Source organism: Streptomyces sp. NPDC005181 (assembly GCF_040608395.1).
Lineage (GTDB): Bacteria > Actinomycetota > Actinomycetes > Streptomycetales > Streptomycetaceae > Streptomyces.
The window spans coordinates 70118-88989 of record NZ_JBEXID010000027.1 but is presented as its reverse complement, the minus strand read 5'-3'; the positions used below and the strand labels follow the sequence as shown (position 1 = coordinate 88989).

14 protein-coding genes and 2 pseudogenes are annotated in these 18872 nt (G+C 70.1%); 13 read left to right on the top strand and 3 right to left on the bottom strand.

From position 1 onward, the window contains the following. Nucleotides 1-372: 372 nt before the first annotated feature. The 13 genes and pseudogenes from ABZV38_RS19400 to ABZV38_RS19340 form a co-directional block, all read left to right on the top strand. A pseudogene (locus tag ABZV38_RS19400) lies at nucleotides 373-627 on the top strand (hypothetical protein); the annotation flags it as partial. A 106-nt stretch (nucleotides 628-733) separates the two neighbouring features. Next, nucleotides 734-2989 carry an alpha-xylosidase gene (yicI, locus tag ABZV38_RS19395; RefSeq protein WP_356328493.1) on the top strand — a complete coding sequence of 752 codons (2256 nt, stop codon included), beginning with the start codon at nucleotides 734-736 and terminating at the stop codon, nucleotides 2987-2989. 51 nt (nucleotides 2990-3040) lie between these two features. Further along, nucleotides 3041-3463: a lamin tail domain-containing protein gene (locus tag ABZV38_RS19390; RefSeq protein WP_356328491.1), complete on the top strand. Its 423-nt coding sequence runs from the start codon at nucleotides 3041-3043 to the stop codon at nucleotides 3461-3463. A 302-nt stretch (nucleotides 3464-3765) separates the two neighbouring features. Further along, nucleotides 3766-5025: a sensor histidine kinase gene (locus ABZV38_RS19385; RefSeq protein WP_356328489.1), complete on the top strand. Its 1260-nt coding sequence runs from the start codon at nucleotides 3766-3768 to the stop codon at nucleotides 5023-5025. Beyond that, nucleotides 4997-5692 (top strand): response regulator transcription factor, encoded by a 696-nt coding sequence (locus ABZV38_RS19380; RefSeq protein WP_356328486.1) that lies wholly within the window; start codon nucleotides 4997-4999, stop codon nucleotides 5690-5692. The genes ABZV38_RS19385 and ABZV38_RS19380 overlap by 29 nt, the downstream gene beginning before the upstream one ends. Before the next feature lie 149 nt (nucleotides 5693-5841). Continuing rightward, a complete protein-coding gene (locus ABZV38_RS19375; RefSeq protein WP_356328484.1) occupies nucleotides 5842-6780 on the top strand; it encodes an ATP-binding cassette domain-containing protein in 939 nt (312 codons plus the stop codon). Beyond that, complete coding sequence (locus ABZV38_RS19370) at nucleotides 6777-7589, top strand: ABC transporter permease (protein ID WP_356328482.1); 813 nt, start codon at nucleotides 6777-6779, stop codon at nucleotides 7587-7589. The genes ABZV38_RS19375 and ABZV38_RS19370 overlap by 4 nt, the downstream gene beginning before the upstream one ends. Before the next feature lie 269 nt (nucleotides 7590-7858). After that, complete coding sequence (locus tag ABZV38_RS19365; RefSeq protein ID WP_356328480.1) at nucleotides 7859-8401, top strand: zf-HC2 domain-containing protein; 543 nt, start codon at nucleotides 7859-7861, stop codon at nucleotides 8399-8401. Between the two features lie 178 nt (nucleotides 8402-8579). Next, a complete protein-coding gene (locus ABZV38_RS19360; protein WP_356328478.1) occupies nucleotides 8580-9257 on the top strand; it encodes a hypothetical protein in 678 nt (225 codons plus the stop codon). A gap of 172 nt (nucleotides 9258-9429) precedes the next feature. Further along, a complete protein-coding gene (locus ABZV38_RS19355) occupies nucleotides 9430-9675 on the top strand; it encodes a ferredoxin (RefSeq protein ID WP_356328505.1) in 246 nt (81 codons plus the stop codon). Next, nucleotides 9665-11059, top strand: coding sequence for an FAD-dependent oxidoreductase (locus ABZV38_RS19350; RefSeq protein ID WP_356328476.1), 1395 nt, complete (start codon nucleotides 9665-9667; stop codon nucleotides 11057-11059). Before ABZV38_RS19355 ends, ABZV38_RS19350 begins: the two co-directional genes overlap by 11 nt. A gap of 77 nt (nucleotides 11060-11136) precedes the next feature. Continuing rightward, the gene (locus tag ABZV38_RS19345) at nucleotides 11137-12378 is read left to right on the top strand and encodes a cytochrome P450 (RefSeq protein ID WP_356328475.1); all 1242 of its coding nucleotides are present in this window, start codon (nucleotides 11137-11139) and stop codon (nucleotides 12376-12378) included. Nucleotides 12379-12494: 116 nt separating this feature from the next. Continuing rightward, nucleotides 12495-13367: pseudogene (locus ABZV38_RS19340) on the top strand (SDR family oxidoreductase). A gap of 129 nt (nucleotides 13368-13496) precedes the next feature. On the opposite strand, the gene ABZV38_RS19335 reads toward ABZV38_RS19340, so the two are convergent. The 3 genes from ABZV38_RS19335 to rhaI form a co-directional block, all read right to left on the bottom strand. Continuing rightward, nucleotides 13497-15029 (bottom strand): rhamnulokinase family protein, encoded by a 1533-nt coding sequence (locus ABZV38_RS19335; protein ID WP_356328473.1) that lies wholly within the window; start codon nucleotides 15027-15029, stop codon nucleotides 13497-13499. A gap of 180 nt (nucleotides 15030-15209) precedes the next feature. Next, on the bottom strand, nucleotides 15210-17255 hold the full coding sequence (locus ABZV38_RS19330) for a bifunctional aldolase/short-chain dehydrogenase (RefSeq protein ID WP_356328471.1): 2046 nt from the start codon (nucleotides 17253-17255) through the stop codon (nucleotides 15210-15212). 245 nt (nucleotides 17256-17500) lie between these two features. Continuing rightward, nucleotides 17501-18661, bottom strand: a complete 1161-nt coding sequence (gene rhaI, locus ABZV38_RS19325) for an L-rhamnose isomerase (protein ID WP_356328469.1) — start codon at nucleotides 18659-18661, stop codon at nucleotides 17501-17503. Between the last annotated feature and the right edge of the window lie 211 nt (nucleotides 18662-18872).

Here is an 18872-nt window from a genome sequence, read left to right as displayed (position 1 = left end):
GGGACGGGTGGCGTCACCGAAGGGGTCGTTGCCGCGCCAGCCGACGGTCCAGAGACCGAAGGTGAACTTGTCCGCGGAGGTAGGGGTGAAGCGGTTCGACATGGTCTGCCTTTTGTCGACAAGGGCCCGGACGGCTGCACCGCCGAACGATTGATTTGTTGTCTGGCAGTACTAATACGGCATCTTGGCGTTCGTTTCTAGACCGGTCCTGTGACACACACGTCACATAGGGGCAACATGACTGCTGCCCAGGAGGTCCGGAGCCCGATCGGGGCCGGAGTGGAAGGGTACTTGCGCCCGTGTCGAAGCGCTTCGACAAGAGGTTTGTTTTGTGTACGATCAAAATCGGGACTCATAGGAACGAGGTACGTCATGCCGCCGCGGCCAGCCACGAAAGCGGCCACCGCACCGATATCGGCAGGCATCGGAGCGGACAGCTCCACCCACTCCGCCGAGGCCGCGCTCGTCGACGCGCCGACCGGCCGGCTGCTCGTGGTGGGCCGAGCCCCGCACACCCTGACCGGCCGCGAGGGCGATCCCGAGAACGCCGAGTGGACATGGCTGCGTGACAACCAACCGGCCACCGCGGCAACCACCGCAGCCGTCCGCCTCCCGCACGACTTCCTCGTCGTACCGCGGGACACGGCCACCTGGAGCCGGGTGAGCTCCGTCCTCGACCGCGCCACCCCGTCACTTCTGAACACGCACTCCTGACCGGCTAAGGAAGACCCCCATGAAGTTCACCGACGGTTTCTGGCAGATGCGAGACGATGTGCACGCCTCGTATGCCACCGAAATCCGCGATCTCCAGCTCGCCGCCGACCGCCTTACCGCCTACGCCGCCGTCAAGCGCGTCGAACGGCGCGGTGACACCCTCAACGCGCCCCTGATCACGGTGGAGGCATACGCGGCCGCCGAAGGTGTCATCGGTGTGCGCGTCACCCACCACGCGGGCAAGCGGCACCCCGGACCCGATTTCGCCCTGCCGGGTGCGACCGAGGCGGCCGCCGCCACCATCCGTACGGAGGGCCCGGCCGCCGAACTGACCAGCGGCCCCCTCACCCTGCGGGTGCCCACCGAGGGCGCCTTCGGCCTGGAATTCCTCGATGCGGACGGCCACGTGCTGACCTCCGCCGGACGCAAGGGCACCGCCTTCGCCACCGTCGAGGACGGCGGCCACCACATGTTCGCCCAGCTCGCCCTCGGAGTCGGCGAGACCATCCACGGCCTGGGCGAGCGCTTCACCCCGTACGTCAAGAACGGCCAGGTCGTCGACATGTGGCAGGCGGACGGAGGAACCAGCAGCGAGCAGGCGTACAAGAACATCCCGTTCTATCTCTCCTCGCGCGGCTACGGCGTCTTCGTCAACCACCCCGGCAAGGTCTCCTTCGAGGTCGGCTCCGAGGCCGTCGGCCAGGTGCAGTTCAGCGTCGAGGACCAGACGCTGGAGTACTTCGTCGTCGCAGGCCCCAGCCCCAAGGACGTCCTGACCCGCTACACCGCACTCACCGGACGTCCGGCCCTGCCCCCGGCCTGGTCGTTCGGCCTCTGGCTGACCACCTCGTTCACCACCTCCTACGACGAGGCGACCGTCACCTCTTTCGTGGACGGCATGGCCGAGCGCGGCATCCCGCTGTCGGTATTCCACTTCGACTGCTTCTGGATGCGCGAGTACCAGTGGTGCGACTTCGAATGGGACCCGGAGACCTTCCCCGACCCGGTCGGCATGCTCGCCCGGCTCAAGGAGCGGGGCCTGAAGATCTGCGTGTGGATCAACCCCTACATCGCGCAGAAGAGCGCCCTGTATGCGGAGGGTGCGGCGAAGGGCTACTTCGTGCACACGCCCGGGGGCGACATCTGGCAGTGGGACCGCTGGCAGGCCGGCATGGCGCTGGTGGACTTCACCAATCCCGAGGCGACCGCCTGGTTCCAGAGCAAGCTGAAGGTCCTCCTCGACCAGGGCGTCGACGGCTTCAAGACCGACTTCGGCGAGCGCATCCCCACAGACGTCGTCTGGCACGACGGCTCCGACCCGGAGCGGATGCACAACTACTACACGCATCTCTACAACAAGGCCGTCTTCGAACTCCTGGAGAAGGAGCGCGGCCAGGGCGACGCGGTTCTCTTCGCCCGCTCGGCCACCGCCGGCGGCCAGCAGTTCCCCGTCCACTGGGGCGGCGACTGCTGGTCCTCCTTCGGCGCGATGGCTGAGTCCCTGCGCGGCGGACTCTCGCTTTCCCTGTCCGGCTTCGGCTTCTGGAGCCACGACATCGGCGGCTTCGAGGGCACCCCCGACCCGGCCGTCTTCAAGCGCTGGCTCGCCTTCGGCCTGCTCTCCTCGCACAGCCGCCTGCACGGATCCTCGTCCTACCGGGTTCCGTGGGAGTTCGGCGACGAGGCGGTCGAGGTCGCCAAGCAGTTCACCGAGTTGAAGCACCGCCTCATGCCGTACCTGTACGGGGCAGCCGTCGAGGCCCATCGCACCGGTGTCCCGACGATGCGCCCCATGCTCCTGGAATTCCCTGACGACCCGGCCACCCGCACTGTGGACCGCCAGTATCTGCTGGGGCCGGACCTCCTGGTGGCCCCGGTCTTCAGCGAGGACGGCCAGGTCGAGTACTACGTTCCCGAAGGCACCTGGACCCACCTCCTGACCGGCGAAACGGTCACCGGTCCGGCCTGGCACCACGAGATCCACGGCTTCGACAGCCTCCCGCTGCTGGTCCGCCCCGGCGCGGTCCTGGCCCTGGGCGCGGACACCTCCCGCCCCGACGGCGACTGGCCGAACAACCTGGAGCTGCGGGTCTACGCCCCCGAGGGGATCGGCGACTTCACCCGCACGGTGACAGTCCCCGACCTCACGGGCGCGCCCGCCGCGACGTACGAGGTGGTCCGCGAGGGCAACGGGGTCCGTGTCACGGCGGACACGGACCGGCCGTACGAGGTAACGGTCGTCGGCCGGAGCGGCCTGAAGGTCGTGAAGGCCTGACGCCTTTCCGGTCGAGCGCGAGGAGGTACCAGTGATCACCATGCAATACGGGTGGTCCGGTACGTACGTGGAGCAGGGCCGGTCAAGGGTGTCCAGTACGACGCGCCCGGCTCGGACTCCAACAAGTGCTCCACCGGGAACACCAAGGACGAGTACCTGACGATCAAGAACTACTCGTCGAAGGCGACCATCAATCTCAAGGGCTACGTCGTCCAGGACGACACCGGCAATCGCTTCACCTTCTCGGCCAACCACTACCTTCAGCCCGGTGACTACGTGAAGCTGCGGGGCGGCCACGGTACCGGCTCCGACGCCAAGAACGTCGTCTACCGCCAGAACTGCAACTTCATCCGGAACAACGACAAGGACACCATCTACTTGTACAAGCCGTCCGGCAACCGGGCGGACGTCCACCCCTACACCAAGACCGGCTCCGATCCCGACCGCAACGGCTACATCACCTACCACGGCTGACGCACCACCACTGCCCACCCGTGGCATCGGCGGCAGAGAGCGAGTGCTCTGCCGCCGGTTCGCCGACGGGACCTACCGCCGGCAACCGGCGCTCCGGTCGGGGCCGACGGCGCTCTCCTCGCGACAGGCGTCCGGAGCGGCGCCCACGATCCTGCGGAACAGGTCTGCGCCGACGCTCGCGGCCATCCGGTTCAAGGACGCGCCGTTCCATGGCCCCGCCCGCACAGCAGCGGTGTGCTCGGGGAGCTGCACTGCCGAACCGAGACAATGCCTGGCCCGGTCACCGCGCTTACGGTGGTGAGATGGCAGTGATCAACGGTTGGAGGCGGGAAGCACGAGCCCGGCCCGGTGCGGTGGACGCGCTGCTGTCGGCCGTGCTGTTCGGGCTGTCGGTCGTGGCGTCTGCAGTGGTGCCGGACGAGCACCGGATTTCGTTCCGGTGGCCGGGCGTGGTGCTGGCGGCGGTCGGCTGCGCGGCGTTGATGTGGCGACGTCGTCACCCGTTCGGCGTACTGGCTGTCGCGGTTGGCTGCGGGGTGGCTTTTCAGGTACTCGGGTTCCGGGAGAGTCCGCTGGTGACAAGCCCGGTCGTGGTGTCCGTCTACACCGTGGCCGTGCGGACCGACCGGCGCACCACCTGGACCACGACGGCGGCCGCGGCCGCCGTCCTGGTGGGGGCGGCCCTGGTGTTCGCCCCGGGATCGTGGCTGGAGCCGGAGAAGGCGGTGATGCTGGCATGGACGGCGTTGGCGGCTGCCATCGGCGACGCGGTGCGGTCACGCCGTGCCTATGTGTCGGCCGTGGAGGAACGGGCGGAGCACGCGGAGCGGACCCGTGAGCAGGAGGCACAGCAGCGGGTGGCGGCCGAGCGGGTCCGGATCGCGCGCGAGCTGCACGACGTCGTCGCGCACCACATCGCCTTGATCAACGCTCAGGCAGGCGTCGCCGTCCACCTTGCGGAGCGGCAGCCGGAGCAGACAGTCGCCGCCCTGGAGAACATCCGGGACACCAGCCGGTCGGCGCTGGACGAACTACGGGTGACCGTGGGCCTGTTGCGACAGACCGATGATCCGGCGGCGCCGCGTGATCCGATGCCGGGTCTGACACAGCTGCCGGACCTGCTCGCGTCGTTCGAAGGCGCCGGCCTGGCTGTCAGGCACAGTCAGCGCGGTATCACTGAACTGCTGGCGCCGGCGGTGGACCTGGCCGCATACCGCATTGTGCAGGAGGCCCTGACCAATGTGCACAAGCACGCCGGTGCGGACCACGCCCGATTGTTCCTGCACTACCGCCCCGAATGGCTGACGATCACCGTCGAGGACGACGGATGCGTCGGACCACACCACCACCGACCCCACCAGGGGACCGGCCACGGGCTGATCGGGATGCGCGAGCGGGCTGCCATCGTCGGGGGCACGCTGTACGCGGGAGCCCGCCCGCAGGGCGGCTTCGCTGTGACCGCCGATCTGCCCCTGCGAGCCGGAACGGCAACGGGCGGTTCGGCAACGGACGGACTGCCGAGGAGAGATGGGTATGACAATCCGCGTACTGCTCGCCGATGACCAGGCCCTGCTACGGGGCACCTTCAGGATGCTGTTCGATTCTGCGGACGATATGGAGACCGTGGGCGAGGCGTCCAACGGCTGCGAGGCCGTGGAGCTGGCGCATGCGCAGCGTCCGGATGTGCTCCTGATGGACATCCGCATGCCCGAGATGGACGGCCTCGCCGCGACACGGCTGATCAGCGAATCGGAGGACCTCGCGGGGGTGAAGGTCCTCATCCTGACCACCTTCGAGGACGACGAGTACGTCGCCGAGGCGCTGCGTGCGGGTGCGAGCGGCTTCCTCGGGAAGGGCGCGCGGCCCGAAGAGCTTCTCGACGCCGTCCGCACGGTCGCGGGCGGGGAGGCGCTGCTGTGCCCGTCGGCCGCCCGAGCGCTGATCACGCGATTTCTGACGCAGCCGGAAGCGTGCCCGGCCGCCATGCACGAGCGGCTGGAGTGCCTGACGCCGCGGGAACGCGATGTCCTGGGGCTCGTCGCGCTGGGCCTGTCGAACGACGAGATCGCCGAGCGCCTGTTCATCAGCCCGCTGACTGCCAAGACCCACGTCAACCGGGCCATGACCAAGCTGGCGGCTCGTGACCGGGCCCAGCTCGTGGTCATCGCGTACCAGAGCGGCCTGGTCAGCCCGGCGATGGAGCCGGGTCGGCCGTCACTGTCCGTCTAATCGCCGGCACGGGTACGTGCGGCGTTCTGTCCCAGCCGTAGGCCGATGTGCCCGGTACCGCGGACGTGGTACCCGGGAAACGCTGCGCGGGGACGATGTGCGAGGGGCCGGTCACGGGCGACAGTGAGGTGGTGAACGGAGGTTTCGCAATGATCGAAGCCCACCGCCTTACCAAGAGGTACGGCGACAAAACAGCCGTCGAGGATCTGTCCTTCACGGTCCGCCCCGGCATCGTGACGGGGTTCCTCGGTCCCAACGGGGCCGGCAAATCCACCACCATGCGGCTGATCCTCGGCCTGGACGCCCCCACCGCCGGGCATGTCACCGTCAACGGCCGCCCTTACGCACAGCACGAAGCGCCCCTGCACGAGGTCGGGGCGATGCTGGAGGCCCGCGCCACCCACACCGGGCGCACCGCCTACCACCACCTGCTTGCCCTGGCCGCCACCACCGGCATCCCCCGCCGGCGCGTGAACGAGGTCATCGACCTCGTCGGCCTGCGCGAGGTCGCCAACAAGCGGGCCGGCGGGTTCTCCCTGGGCATGGGCCAGCGCCTCGGCATCGCCAGCGCGCTGCTCGGCGACCCCGCCACCGTCATCCTCGACGAGCCGGTCAACGGCCTCGACCCGGAGGGCATCCGGTGGATCCGGAATCTCCTCAAGAGCCTGGCGGGGGAGGGGCGCACGGTGTTCGTCTCGTCGCATTTGATGAGCGAGATGGCGCTCACCGCCGAACATCTTGTCGTCATCGGCCGCGGCCGGCTCATCGCCGACACCTCGGTCGAGGAATTCATCCGCGGCGCGGCCCGCACCGTGGTGCGCGTGCGCTGCCCGGACATGGACCGCTTGAAAGGTCTGCTGGCCGGTCCGGACGTCACCCTCACCACCTGCGCGCCGAACACCTTGGACGTAGTCGGCCTGACGAGTGACCAGATCGGCTTCACCGCCGCCGACCACGGGCTCACCCTGCTCGAACTCTCTCCCCAGCGGATCTCCCTGGAGGAGGCGTTCATGGAGCTGACCCGGGACGCGGTCGAGTACCGCGCCACCACCGCCGACGAGCCGGTCGCAGTAAGGAGCGCGTCATGACCACGACCCTCACGCGCCCGCTCGGCGCGACAGTGCGCCCCGGCAAGGTGACCCTGCTGCGGGTCCTCAAGTCCGAATGGATCAAGCTCCGCACCGTGAGCTCCACGTCGATCACCTTGCTGACCGCCGTGGCCGCGATGGTCGGGTTGGGCATGCTGGTCAGTCATCTGCGGGCAGGCCACCTCGACGCGCGGGAACTGGCGGACTTCAACGGAGCCGAGGTCAGCCTGAGCATGTTCCGGCCCGCGCAGTTGGCCGTCGGAGTCCTCGGCGTCCTGACGTTCACGGGCGAGTACTCCACTGGAATGATCCGAGCCACGCTCACGGCCGTCCCCAGGCGGCTGCCCGCACTGGTGGCCAAGGCAGCCGTCTTCACCGGCGTCGTCCTCGTCCTGATGACCGCGGCCTCTTTCGCCGCCTTCTTCGGTGGCCAGGCGGTCCTGTCCTCCGCTCACCTGGCCGCGCATCTCTCCGACCCCGGCGTCACCCGTGTGGTCTTCGGTACCGCCCTCTACCTCACCGTCGTCGGACTGTTCGGCGTCGCCCTGGGCGCCATTATCCGCAACTCTGCGGGAGCCATCGCCACACTGGTGGGCATCCTGCTCGTCCTGCCCGGACTGGGAGCGCTGCTTCCGGCCGACTGGGCCCAGCACGTCAACCCCTACCTGCCCAGTAACGCCGGACAAGCCGTGCTCTCCGTCGTCCCCGATCCCGCGATGGCCCCCTGGACAGGTCTCTCACTCTTCGCCGGATACGCAGCTGCCCTCCTGGTCATCGCCGCCTGGCTCCTCAAGCGCCGCGACGCCTGACCAGCGCAGGAGGAAGCCGTGCAACAGCGCCACAGGCCCGGACAACGGCCGTCGCGCAACCCCCGGTGCGACGGTGCCAGGCGCCCACTGCATCCCCTGGTCCATGACTGAACCTTCTCGATCATCCTGCTGCTGTTCCTCGCCAGGGCACGAGCTCTGCTACCGAACCCCATGAGGCTCGTGCGCACATCGAAGGCGAACCCATCCCCCTCAGGACAACACCGCCGATCAGACAACGTCCGCCGTGGACGTCACCCAGCGATCCCAGGATGACGTCCGCGTCTGAACCCCGTGGCCGCGCCGACCGCGCGGACCCCCCTGCACGGAGAGGAACCCCGCTCATGTTCACCTCACCCCAGGAATGCTGCACGATCCGTGAGCTGCTGGCCGGATACGCACTCCACACGCTCGCGCCCGAAGAAGCCGCTCAGGTCTGCGCCCACCTCACCTCATGCCCCGCCTGCCGGGACGAGCACGACTGCCTCGCAGCGGTATCCGCACACCTGCCCCTGCTCCGCGATGCTCTGGCCCGCGACATCGGGCGACGGCAGCAGAGGCTGGTGCCCGCCCCGGCCGAGGGTTGCCACACGTCACGCCCCCAGCCCCGTCGGCGTCGTCCGGCCCGCGCGATATTGGGCACGCCGCTCACGCTCACCCAACTGGTGAGCAGGATGCGGGCGTCAGGTGAACCCGGCGAGCGCTCAGGCAGAAATGCCCCGGGCCCCCGCGCAACGGGAGACGAGTCGGAGGGGCGAGCCACGCCTCAGCCCCTCCGCCCGGTGGTCGCACCGTGGCCGGCCGCGTCCGGTTGAGGCAGAGGGTGCCAATGCCCGACGTCCAGGCTGCGGTGCCGGGCCCGAATGTCCCGCTCCGCTCCCCGCTCTCTCGATGGGTACGTCGGGCTGCCGTTCAGCCGCCTCCCGGTGGCGCGACCGCGCAAGGGGCTGCTTGCTGGTCCCAGGGTCCCCTCGGGAGAGGAAACGAGCGCTCATGGAGACACAGAGGACGAAGGGGCAGGCGCTGCAGACTCCGCGGGCGGCAGGACTGGCCGGGGTCGTCTTCGCGATACTGCTCGCGGCCGCCATCATCATGATCCGGCTGGCGATCCCCGCAGGCGCCGACGCGGTCACGGCCGGAGGGTTCAACGACTCCTCGCGCCGGAACGCGGTGAAGACGGCGCTCGCGCTCGTCCCCTTCGCAGGCATTTTCTTTCTGTGGTTCGTGGGCGTGCTGCGCGCGCACGTCGGGGAAGCGGAGGACAAGTTCGTCGCCACCGTCTTCCTGGGCAGCGGTCTGATCTTCGTGGCTTCGATGTTCGGGGCGGCCGCGGCCGCAGCGGGCGTGCTGTCCGTCGGAAATCCGTCCGGGAACGACCCGGGGCTGCCGTCCTGGGACTTCGGCCGCCACTTCGCGTACACGCTGATGACGGACTACTCGATGCGGATGGCGGCGGTGTTCACGCTCACGACTTCGGCCCTGGGGCATCGCCTCGGGTTCTTCTCCCGGTGGCTTGCCCTGCTGGGCCTCCTCGTCGCCCTGACGCTGCTCTTCGTGGCGGCCGCCATCGCCTGGTGCGAGCTGGTCTTCCCGCTCTGGTCACTGATCGTCAGCATCTACATTCTCGTGGCCAGCCGCGCCCCCGGGCCCGATGCCGCGAAGGCGTCCTGACCGCGGCTGCAGTCCCGCAGTTCCGGGGACGCTCACCCCTTCGGCCCGCCTGGGCGAGCGTTGCCCCCACCGGTCCTTCGATGCTGGCGTGGGGGAGATGATCGCCGTCCACGCGCCCGCCGAGAATGCGCGGACGGTGCCGGACCAGGCTGCCGGAAGGGGCGGAGCGTCGATGAGGCTTGTCGTCGATCTCAACAAATGTCAGGGATACGCGCAGTGCGCGTTCCTCGCGCCGGATGTCTTCGCCCTGCACGGCGAAGAGGCGCTCACCTACAACCCACGGGCCGACGAGGAGCAGCGCGAGAACGTGGCGCGCGCCGTGGCGGCGTGCCCTGTCCAGGCCATTCTGATCGACGCACTGGACGCACCGGGTGAGAGGGCGGCCGCGCGGGGCGAGGAGGAGTCCCGTGGCCACTGACACATTCCTGGAGTGGCTCAGGCGCGAGGGCCGGATCGTGATCGTGGGCGCCTCGCTGGCCGGCCTGCGGGCGGCCGAGACACTCCGCGACGAGGGCTTCGAAGGTTCGCTCACCATGATCGGTGACGAGCCGTACGAGCCGTACGACCGGCCGCCGCTCTCCAAGTCGGTGCTGCTGGGCAAGGCGTCGCCGGACCATACCGAGCTGCCCCGGCGCCGATCGGTGGAAGCGAAGTGGCGGCTCGGTGTCGCGGCGACCGGGCTGGACATGGCGGCCAAGCGGGTGCTGCTGGCCGACGGCGACGAGGTGGAGTACGACCGGCTGCTCATCGCGACCGGTGTACGGGCCCGGCCGTGGCCGCACGAGGCGGAGGCCGAGCTGGACGGCGTCTTCGTCCTGCGGACGCGCGACGACGCGGCCGGGCTGCAGCGGCGGCTGAAGGACGCGCCCCGCAGGGTGTTCGTGATCGGTGCCGGCTTCACCGGCTCGGAGATCGCGTCCGCCTGCCGTGCGCGTGATCTCAACGTCACGGTGGCGGAACGCGCCGACGCGCCCCTGGTGGGCGCGCTCGGCGGGGTGGTCGGTGCGGTGGCCGCGGAGCTGCACCGCGAGAACGGGGTGGACCTGCGCACCGGCGTCATGGTCACCGGCCTCGAGGGCGACTCGGCGGGGCGGGTGCGCGCCGCTCATCTGTCCGACGGCAGCACCGTCGAGACGGACGTGGTGGTCGTCTCGCTCGGCGCGACCCGCAACACCGAATGGCTGGCCGGATCCGGGCTCGGTGCAGGACCCCGCGGGATCGCCTGCGACGCGGGATGCCGGGCCTTCGACTTCCGGGGCATTGTGACCGACGACGTCTTCGTCGCCGGTGATGTGGCGCGGTCCCCGCATCCGCTGTTCAACTACCAGTTCCTCTCCCTCGAACACTGGGGCAACGCCGTCACACAGGCCGAGGTGGCGGCGCACAACATGATCAGTGCCAGCACGGACCGTCGTCCGCACATGTGGGTCCCGGCCTTCTGGTCGTCCCAGTTCGGGGTGAACATCAAGTCGGTCGGCGTCCCGTCCATGGGCGAGGAGATCCTCATCGCGCAGGGGTCGGTCGCCGAACGCCGCTTCACCGGTGCGTACGGCTACAAGGGCCGCGTCATCGGTGCGGTCACCTTCGACAATTCACGCTGGCTGCAGTTCTACCAGGGGCTGATCGAGACGGCCGCGCCGTTCCCACCGGCGTTCCTCACCGTGGACCGCCGTCCGGAGGGCAGGCAGCCCGTCCCGGCCGACTTCCCGGACCCCTCGCTGCCCACACACGGGCCGACCGTCACCCTCAGCGGTTACTCGCCCGCCGACCGGCGGCTGGTCTTCAAGCCGGCTCACTCCTGACCGCGGGCGGGGCGCGCGACAGCCCGCTGCCCGAGGTCGAAACGGCCCCTCCTGCTCCCACGCCCCAAGGACCCGCCATGACGCAAGCCCCGCTCCTGCGCCAGATCACCGACTACGCCAACCGCGCCAACCCCTATCCGCTGTACGCGGAACTCCGCAAGACCCCGGTGCTGCAAGAAGAGGACGGCGGCCCATTCGTCATCAGCACGTACTGGGACATCCAGAGCCTGCTCCACGACCCGCGGATCAGCTCCGACGCCTCCAATCTGACCGCGCACGGCGGCGACGAGTTGCCCGAGCAGGAGGAGGAGACGGCTCTGCCGCCCAGCTTCCTGCGGCTCGACCCTCCGGAGCACGACCGGCTGCGTCGGATGACCAACCGTCCGTTCGGCCCACCGCACAGCCCCCGGCGTGTCCACGCCATGCGCGACGAGCTCGACGGGATCATCTCGGACCTGATTGCCGGCTTCGGGGACGCGGACCGGATCGATGTGGTCGACCAGTTCTCGTACCCCTTTCCCGTGACCGTGATCTGCCGGCTGCTCGGGGTGCCGCGGGAGGACGAGGCGCGCTTCCACTCGTGGGCGGACACCCTCGCCGCCGGCCTGGACCCGGCTCCGGGCGACGACCTGACCGAGCGGAACCGCGTCACGCGCGAGGCCCGGATGCAGCTGGGCATGTATCTGGCCGGGCTGGTCGAGGAGCGTCGCAAGGCACCCGGTGACGACATGCTCTCCGAGCTGGTGACCAGCCATGGACCGGATGGTCCGATGACGACGATGGAGGTGCTCAGCACCGCGGCCCTGCTGCTGATCGCCGGCCATGAGACGACGGTCAACCTGATCACCAACGGGATGCTCACGCTGTTGCGCCACCCGGAGGTCCTCCAGCGGCTCCGGGACGACCCGCGCCTCGCCGTCGGCATTGTCGAGGAACTGCTGCGCTACGAGCCGCCGGTGCAGTTGGTGCCGCAGCGCACGTGCATCGCGGACATCGAGGTCCGCGGGGTCACCATCCCGAAGGGCTCGTCGATCTGGCTCGTCCTGGCCGCCGGAAACCGGGACCCGGAGCGCTTCGAGGACCCTGAGCGGTTCGACCCTGACCGCAAGGACATCCAGCACCTAGGTTTCGGCAGCGGCATCCACAGTTGCTTCGGCGCACCGCTCGCCCGGCTGGAGGCGCAGCTCGCCCTGACCGCGCTGGCCCGCAGGCTCGACAACCCTCGTCTGGTGGAGGACCCTCCCCCCTACCGGCAGAACGCGGTCCTGCGCGGCCCCCGCCATCTGAACATCACGTTCGACGGCCTCCGCCCCCAATAGGGCCGAATCGACGCGGGCGAAAGCTGGCTGTTGGGGGCCCGACCGACGCAGAATGACGAGGCAGTTCGCGCCTACGCACGAAGTCTTTTGACGAACCGTCATGAGACGGTACGACGATGACGTCATCACCGGCACTCGACGGAAGGGCGGCCCTGGTCGCCGGAGCCTCCCGGGGGATCGGTCTCGCCACGGCGCAGGCCCTGGGCGAGGCGGGAGCGATGGTCTGCATCACCGCACGCGACCCCGCGGGAGTGGCCGTGGCGGTGGACCGGCTCGCCGCCACCGGCGTCAGGGCGGTCGGCTGCGCCGGCTCGGTCGCGGATCCCGCGCACCTGGCGACGTGCACGGATCTCGTGGTGCGGGAGTTCGGCCGGCTCGACATCCTCGTCAACAACGCCGGGACCAATGCCCCGTTCGGCCCGCTGATGGACGCGGACCCCGAGGTCTGGCGCGACGCCTTTGCGGTGAACGTGGAGGCGCCGCTGCGCCTGATCCAGCTCGCCTGGCGGGCATGGATGCGCGAGCACGGCGGCGCGGTCGTCAACATCTGCACCGAGGGCACCTACGGCGTGGGGCCGCACGTCGGCGCGTACGGCACGAGCAAGGCGGCCTTGCTGCACCTGACCCGCCAGCTCGCCGGTGAGCTGGCGCCCGGCGTACGGGTGAACGCGGTCTCGCCCGGGCTGGTGCGCACCGAGATGGCCCGATTCGTGTGGTAGCGGGCCGAGGAAAGGATCGCCCAGAGCCTGCCGCTGGCCCGGATCGGCGAGCCGGAGGACGTGGCACGCGCAGTGCTGTGGCTGGTCTCCGACGAGGCGGACTGGGTCACCGGCACGGACCTGCTCGTCGACGGCGGCACGCGGGTGCGAGCGGCCGGCCGGGCCGGCTCCGGCGTGCCCACGGATGCTGTACGCGACGTCCTGGCGCATACGAACCCGCGGAGCAGCACGAAGCCGCCGACACCGGCAGGCCCGGATGTGCAGAGGTGAAGCGCCGGCCCTGCCGGCCGGCCGGCCGGTGGGGCACCCGGGGCCCGGGTGCCCCACCGGTTGTTGGACCCCTCGCTCAGCCGGTGAAGCCGGCGGTGATGGAGGTGAACCGCCAGTCGTCCGCGGACGCTACCCGCGCGGCTGTTCCTCCTTGTTGCCCGCCTTTTCCCGGTGGGCCTCCCGGCCCTCCGCGATGCGGGCCTCGGCCCGCTCCCAGGCTCTGCGCTCGCCCATGGGCGCATGACGCCGCAGTTCCTGTGTGTCGCACAGGAGTTGGCGCAGGTCGGACAGGCCACCGGCCACCGCGCCCGCCGTACGGGCCTGCACCAGGACGTTGCCGAGCGCCGCGGCCTCGGCCGGGCCCGCCACCACGGGCAGCCCGCAGGCATCGGCCGTCAGCTGGCAGAGCAGCTCGTTGTGGGCTCCGCCGCCGACGATGTGCACGGCCTCGACCGTACGGCCGGACAGCCGCTGGGCGTCCACAAGCGCGCGACGGTGGGCCAGGGCCAAGGAGTCCAGCACGCACCGGGTGGTCTCGGCCGCGTCGCGCGGCACGGGCTGGCCGGTGCGGCGGCAGGCCTCGGCGATCCGCTCCGGCATCCCGCCCGGCGCGATGAACTCCGGGTCGCCCGCGTCCACGACCGAGCGCAGAGAAGCGGACTCCGCGGCTCGGCGCAGCAGTTCGCCCAGCTCGTACGTCCGGCCCCGCGACTCCCAGGCACGCAGGCACTCCTGGAGGAGCCACAGGCCCATGATGTTGCGCAGATAGCGGACGGTGCCGTCCACGCCCAGCTCGTTGGTGAAGTTGGCGCGGCGGCTGTCCTCGGTGAGGACGGGCGCGTCGAGTTCGAGCCCGGCCAACGACCATGTGCCGGTGGCGATGTACGCGAATCGGTCACCGCACGCGGGCACCCCCACCACGGCGGACGCGGTGTCGTGCGACCCGACGGCGGTCACGGGCAGGGGCCCTTGGAGCCCCGTCCCGGCCAGCACCTCGGGCAGCAACTGCCCGGCCCGGTCGCCGGGCCGGCGCAGGGGTGCGAAGAGCGAGAGATCGATCCCCAGGGTCTCGGCGACGGGCCGGGCCCAGTCGCGGGTGCGCGGGTCGACCAGCTGGGTGGTGGAGGCGTTGGTCAGCTCCGTGCCGGCCTCGCCGGTCAGCCAGTACGAGACGAGGTCCGGGATCATCAGCAGCCTTCGGGCCGCGGCCAGGGCGGGTGTGCCCTGGGCGGCGACCAGCTGGTAGACAGTGTTGAAGGGGAGGTACTGCAGCCCCGTGGCCGCGTACAGATCGGTGGGCGGCAGCGCACCGGCGACCTTCGCGGTGGCGCTCTCCGTGCGGCCGTCCCGGTAGTGCACCGGGTTGCCGATGAGCGCGCCGTCCGCGTCGAGGAGGCCGTAGTCCACGGCCCAGGAATCGATCCCCACGCTCGCCGGCGGTCCGCCCGCGAACCGGCCTGCGGCCCGCAGGCCTTCGAGCACGCCGCGGTACAGGGCGAGGATGTCCCAGTGCAGGGTGCCGCCCACCCGTACGGGAGTGTTGGGGAAGCGGTGCACCTCTGTCAGGTCGAGCGTTCCGGCTCCCACCCGGCCCACCATCACACGGCCGCTCGACGCGCCCAGGTCGATGGCGGCGAAGGGGAGGGGATCGGTCGGTGCCACGTCTTGTCAGTCCTTCGTGAGGGTTTGTACGAACCGGGTGGTGGTGCGGGCGTCACACCGGCCTGCAACCCGGCGGCGCGACTGTCCGCAACGGCGCGGGCGGTGACCCGTCGGCGTGCCGCGGTGCAGGGCGGCGGCGCGTCAGGACGCCTGCCCCGCAACGCGCCGCACGCGCGAGCGCTACCGCAGGAACGCCGCCGCGACCCCCGCGTCGACCGGCACGTGGAGCCCCGTCGTATGACTCAAGTCCCCTCCGGTCAGGGCGAACACGGCGTTGGCGACATGCACGGGGAGAACCTCCCTCTTCAGCAGGGTCCGCTGGGCGTAGAACTCGCCCAGCTTCTCCTCCTCCACCCCGTACACAGCCGCGCGCTTCGCTCCCCAGCCGCCGGCGAAGATGCCGGAACCGCGCACCACCCCATCAGGGTTGATGCCATTGACGCGGATTCCGTGCTCGCCCAGCTCGGCAGCCAGCAGCCGGACCTGATGGGCCTGGTCGGCCTTGGTCGCTCCGTACGCGATGTTGTTCGGGCCCGCGAACACGCCGTTCTTGGAGGCGATGTAGACGATGTCGCCCCCGATGCCCTGCGCGGTCATCACCCGTGCCGCCTCGCGGGAGACGAGGAAGGACCCACGGGCCATGATGTCGTGCTGGAGGTCCCAGTCCTTCGCCGTGGTCTCCAGCAGCGGCTTGGAGATGGAGATCCCCGCGTTGTTGACCACCAGGTCGACGCCGCCGAAGGCGAGTGACGCGGTGGCGAAGGCGGCGGCGATCTGCTCCTCGGAGGTGACATCCACGGTCACCGCGACCGCCTTGTCGGCGCCGCCCAGCTCCTCGGCGACCGCAGCAGCGCTGTCCGCGTCGAGGTCGGCGACCACCACGCACGCGCCCTCGGCGACCAGCCGGTGCGCAATGGCCTTGCCGATGCCGGACCCGGCGCCCGTCACCAGCGCGATCCGGGTCGCCAGCGGCTTGGGTGGTGGCATCCGGCGGAGCTTGGCCTCCTCCAGCTCCCAGTACTCGATGCGGAACTTCTCGGACTCCTCGATGGGCGCGTACGAGGAGACGGCCTCGGCCCCCCGCATCACATTGATCGCGTTGACGTAGAACTCGCCCGCCACGCGCGCGGTCTGCTTGTCCTTGCCGAAGCTGAACATGCCGACGCCCGGGACGAGGACGATGGCCGGGTCCGCGCCGCGCATGGCGGGGGAGCCGGCGTCGGCGTGCCGCTCGTAGTACGCGCGGTAGTCCTCGCGATAGGCGGAGTGCAACTCCTTCAGCCGCGCGACCGCCTCCTCCAGCGGGGCGCCGGCCGGCAGGTCGAGGACCAGCGGACGGACCTTCGTCCGCAGGAAGTGGTCGGGGCAGGAGGTGCCGAGCGCGGCGAGCCGCGGGTGTTCGGCGCGCGCCAGGAAGTCCAGTACGACATCGGAGTCGGTGAAGTGGCCCACCTGCGGGCGGTCGGTGGAGGCCAGACCGCGGATGACGGGGGCGAGCGCGGCGGCCCGGGCCCGGCGCTCGTCCTCGGCCGGCGGCCCGTACCCGTCGAGTGCCGACCCGAACGGTTCGGCCTTGCCGCGCTCGGCGAGGAACGCCTCCGCGGTGCGGATGATGTGCAGGGAGTTGCGCTCGCACTCCTCGGAGGACGCGCCCCAGGCGGTGATGCCGTGGCCGCCGAGAACACAGCCGATGGCCTCGGGGCGGGCGGCCTTGACAGCCGCGATGTCCAGGCCGAGCTGGAAGCCGGGGCGGCGCCACGGCACCCACACGACCTGGTTGCCGAAGCACTCCTTGGTCAGCGCCTCGCCGTCGGCGGCGCAGGCGAGCGCGATGCCGGAGTCGGGGTGGAGATGGTCGACGTGGGTGGCCTCGACGAGGCCGTGCATCGCGGTGTCGATGGACGGTGCGGCGCCCCCCTTGCCGTGCAGACAGTAGTCGAAGGCCGCGACCATCTCGTCCTCGCGGTCCACGCCCGGGTACACCCCGGTCAGTGCGCGCAGCCGGTCCAGCCGCAGCGCGACGAGTCCTTCGGCCTTGAGCGTGCCCAGGTCGCCGCCCGAACCCTTGACCCACATCAGCTCGATGTCGCCGCCGGTCACGGGATCGGTGGCGGTGCCCTTCGCGGAGGTATTGCCGCCCGCGTAGTTGGTGTTGCGGGGGTCTGCGCCCAGTCGGTGGGATCGAGCGAGCAGCTCGGCCACGCGCTCGTGAGGTGCGTCCGTCATCACTTGCTTCCTTCGGGTTTCGTCATGGCTTCCTGCCAATGGCTTGCGGAGGGCCCGCACCGCCGGGCCGTGCCACGAGGGGTGCCCGCCGTCACGGCGGGAGATCTGTCGTGGCTTCGCCGCGACGGCGCCTTCCCGCCGCGACAGCGGGCCATCGGGGTGCTGCGGCCCGGCTGCGGCCGTCGTACGCCCCCACCCCACCGTTGTGGCCACGCACGCCGACCATCCGTACCTTTGCGGGGGCGCTACGCTCCCCAGCCCGCCTGCGTACCGCCGACCCGCTCGGCGACGATCTTCTCCGCCCAGCCGGAGCGTCGGTACGCCGCGATCGGGTCCGGGTCGAGGCCCAGCTCCTCGCGCACCTCCGCCAGCAGCGGCCGTACGTCCGTGTTGTACGCGTCCATCAGGACGGCGTTCGCCGCCAGCACGTCCCCGGAGCGCTGGGCGGCAGAGAGTGCCTCGCCGTCGACGAGCAGCGCCTTCGCCGTCGCTTCCTGGACGTTCATCACCGAGCGGATGATGGCCGGGATCTTCGCCTCGATGTTGTGGCACTGATCGAGCATGAAGGCCACATCCGGCGTGAAGCCGCCGCCGCGGATCACCTCGTACATGATGCGGAACAGCTGGAAGGGGTCGGCCGCGCCGACCATCAGGTCGTCGTCCGCGTAGAAGCGGGAGTTGAAGTCGAACGCGCCGAGCCGCCCCTCGCGCAGCAGCAGCGCGACGATGAACTCGATGTTGGTGCCGGGCGCGTGGTGACCGGTGTCCACCACGACCTGCGCCTTGGGGCCCAGCTTCAGGCAGTGCGCGTACGCGGTGCCCCAGTCGGGGACGTCGGTCGCGTAGAAGGCGGGCTCGAAGAGCTTGTACTCCAGCAGCATCCGCTGGTTCTCGCCCAATCGCTCGTGCACCGCGGACAGGGCCTCGGCGAGCCGGTCCTGGCGGGCCCGGATGTCGTCCTGGCCGGGGTAGTTGGTGCCGTCGGAGAACCACAGCTTGAGGTCGCGCGAGCCGGTCGCGTCCATGATGTCGACGCACTCCAGCAGGTGCCCGAGGGCCTTGCGGCGCACGGCCGGGTCGGGGTTGGTGACCGAGCCCAGCTTGTAGTCGTCGTCCTGGAAGACGTTGGAGTTGATCGCGCCGAGCCGAAGTCCGAGCTCCTGCGCGTACTTGGCGAGGGCCGCGTAGTCCTCGACCTTGTCCCACGGGATGTGCAGGGCGACGGTCGGGGCGACGCCGGTGTGCTGGTGGACGCGCGCCGCGTCGTCCAGCTTCTCCCGCGGGGTGCGCGGCACGCCGGGCTGCGCGAACACCTTGAAGCGCGTGCCTGAATTGCCGTACGCCCATGACGGCGTCTCGATGGCCTGGGTCTTGAGGGCCGCCTTCACGGCGGATACGGCAGTCATGGATCAGCGCTCCTGGGGGCCGAACAGAGAGGTGAATCGTTTCATCGAGGTGAAGTTATGACCACCCAACGGGCATGTCAAGGGATTGGGTAGGTCCAGAAAGTTTCGTGGGCTGACCCATTGACGGCGCGGGTGTTGCGCGTCTAGCTTCCGTGAAACTTAGTTGAAACCTTTCACGGCGCCTTCGAGGCGCACCTTCCACGGAGCATCC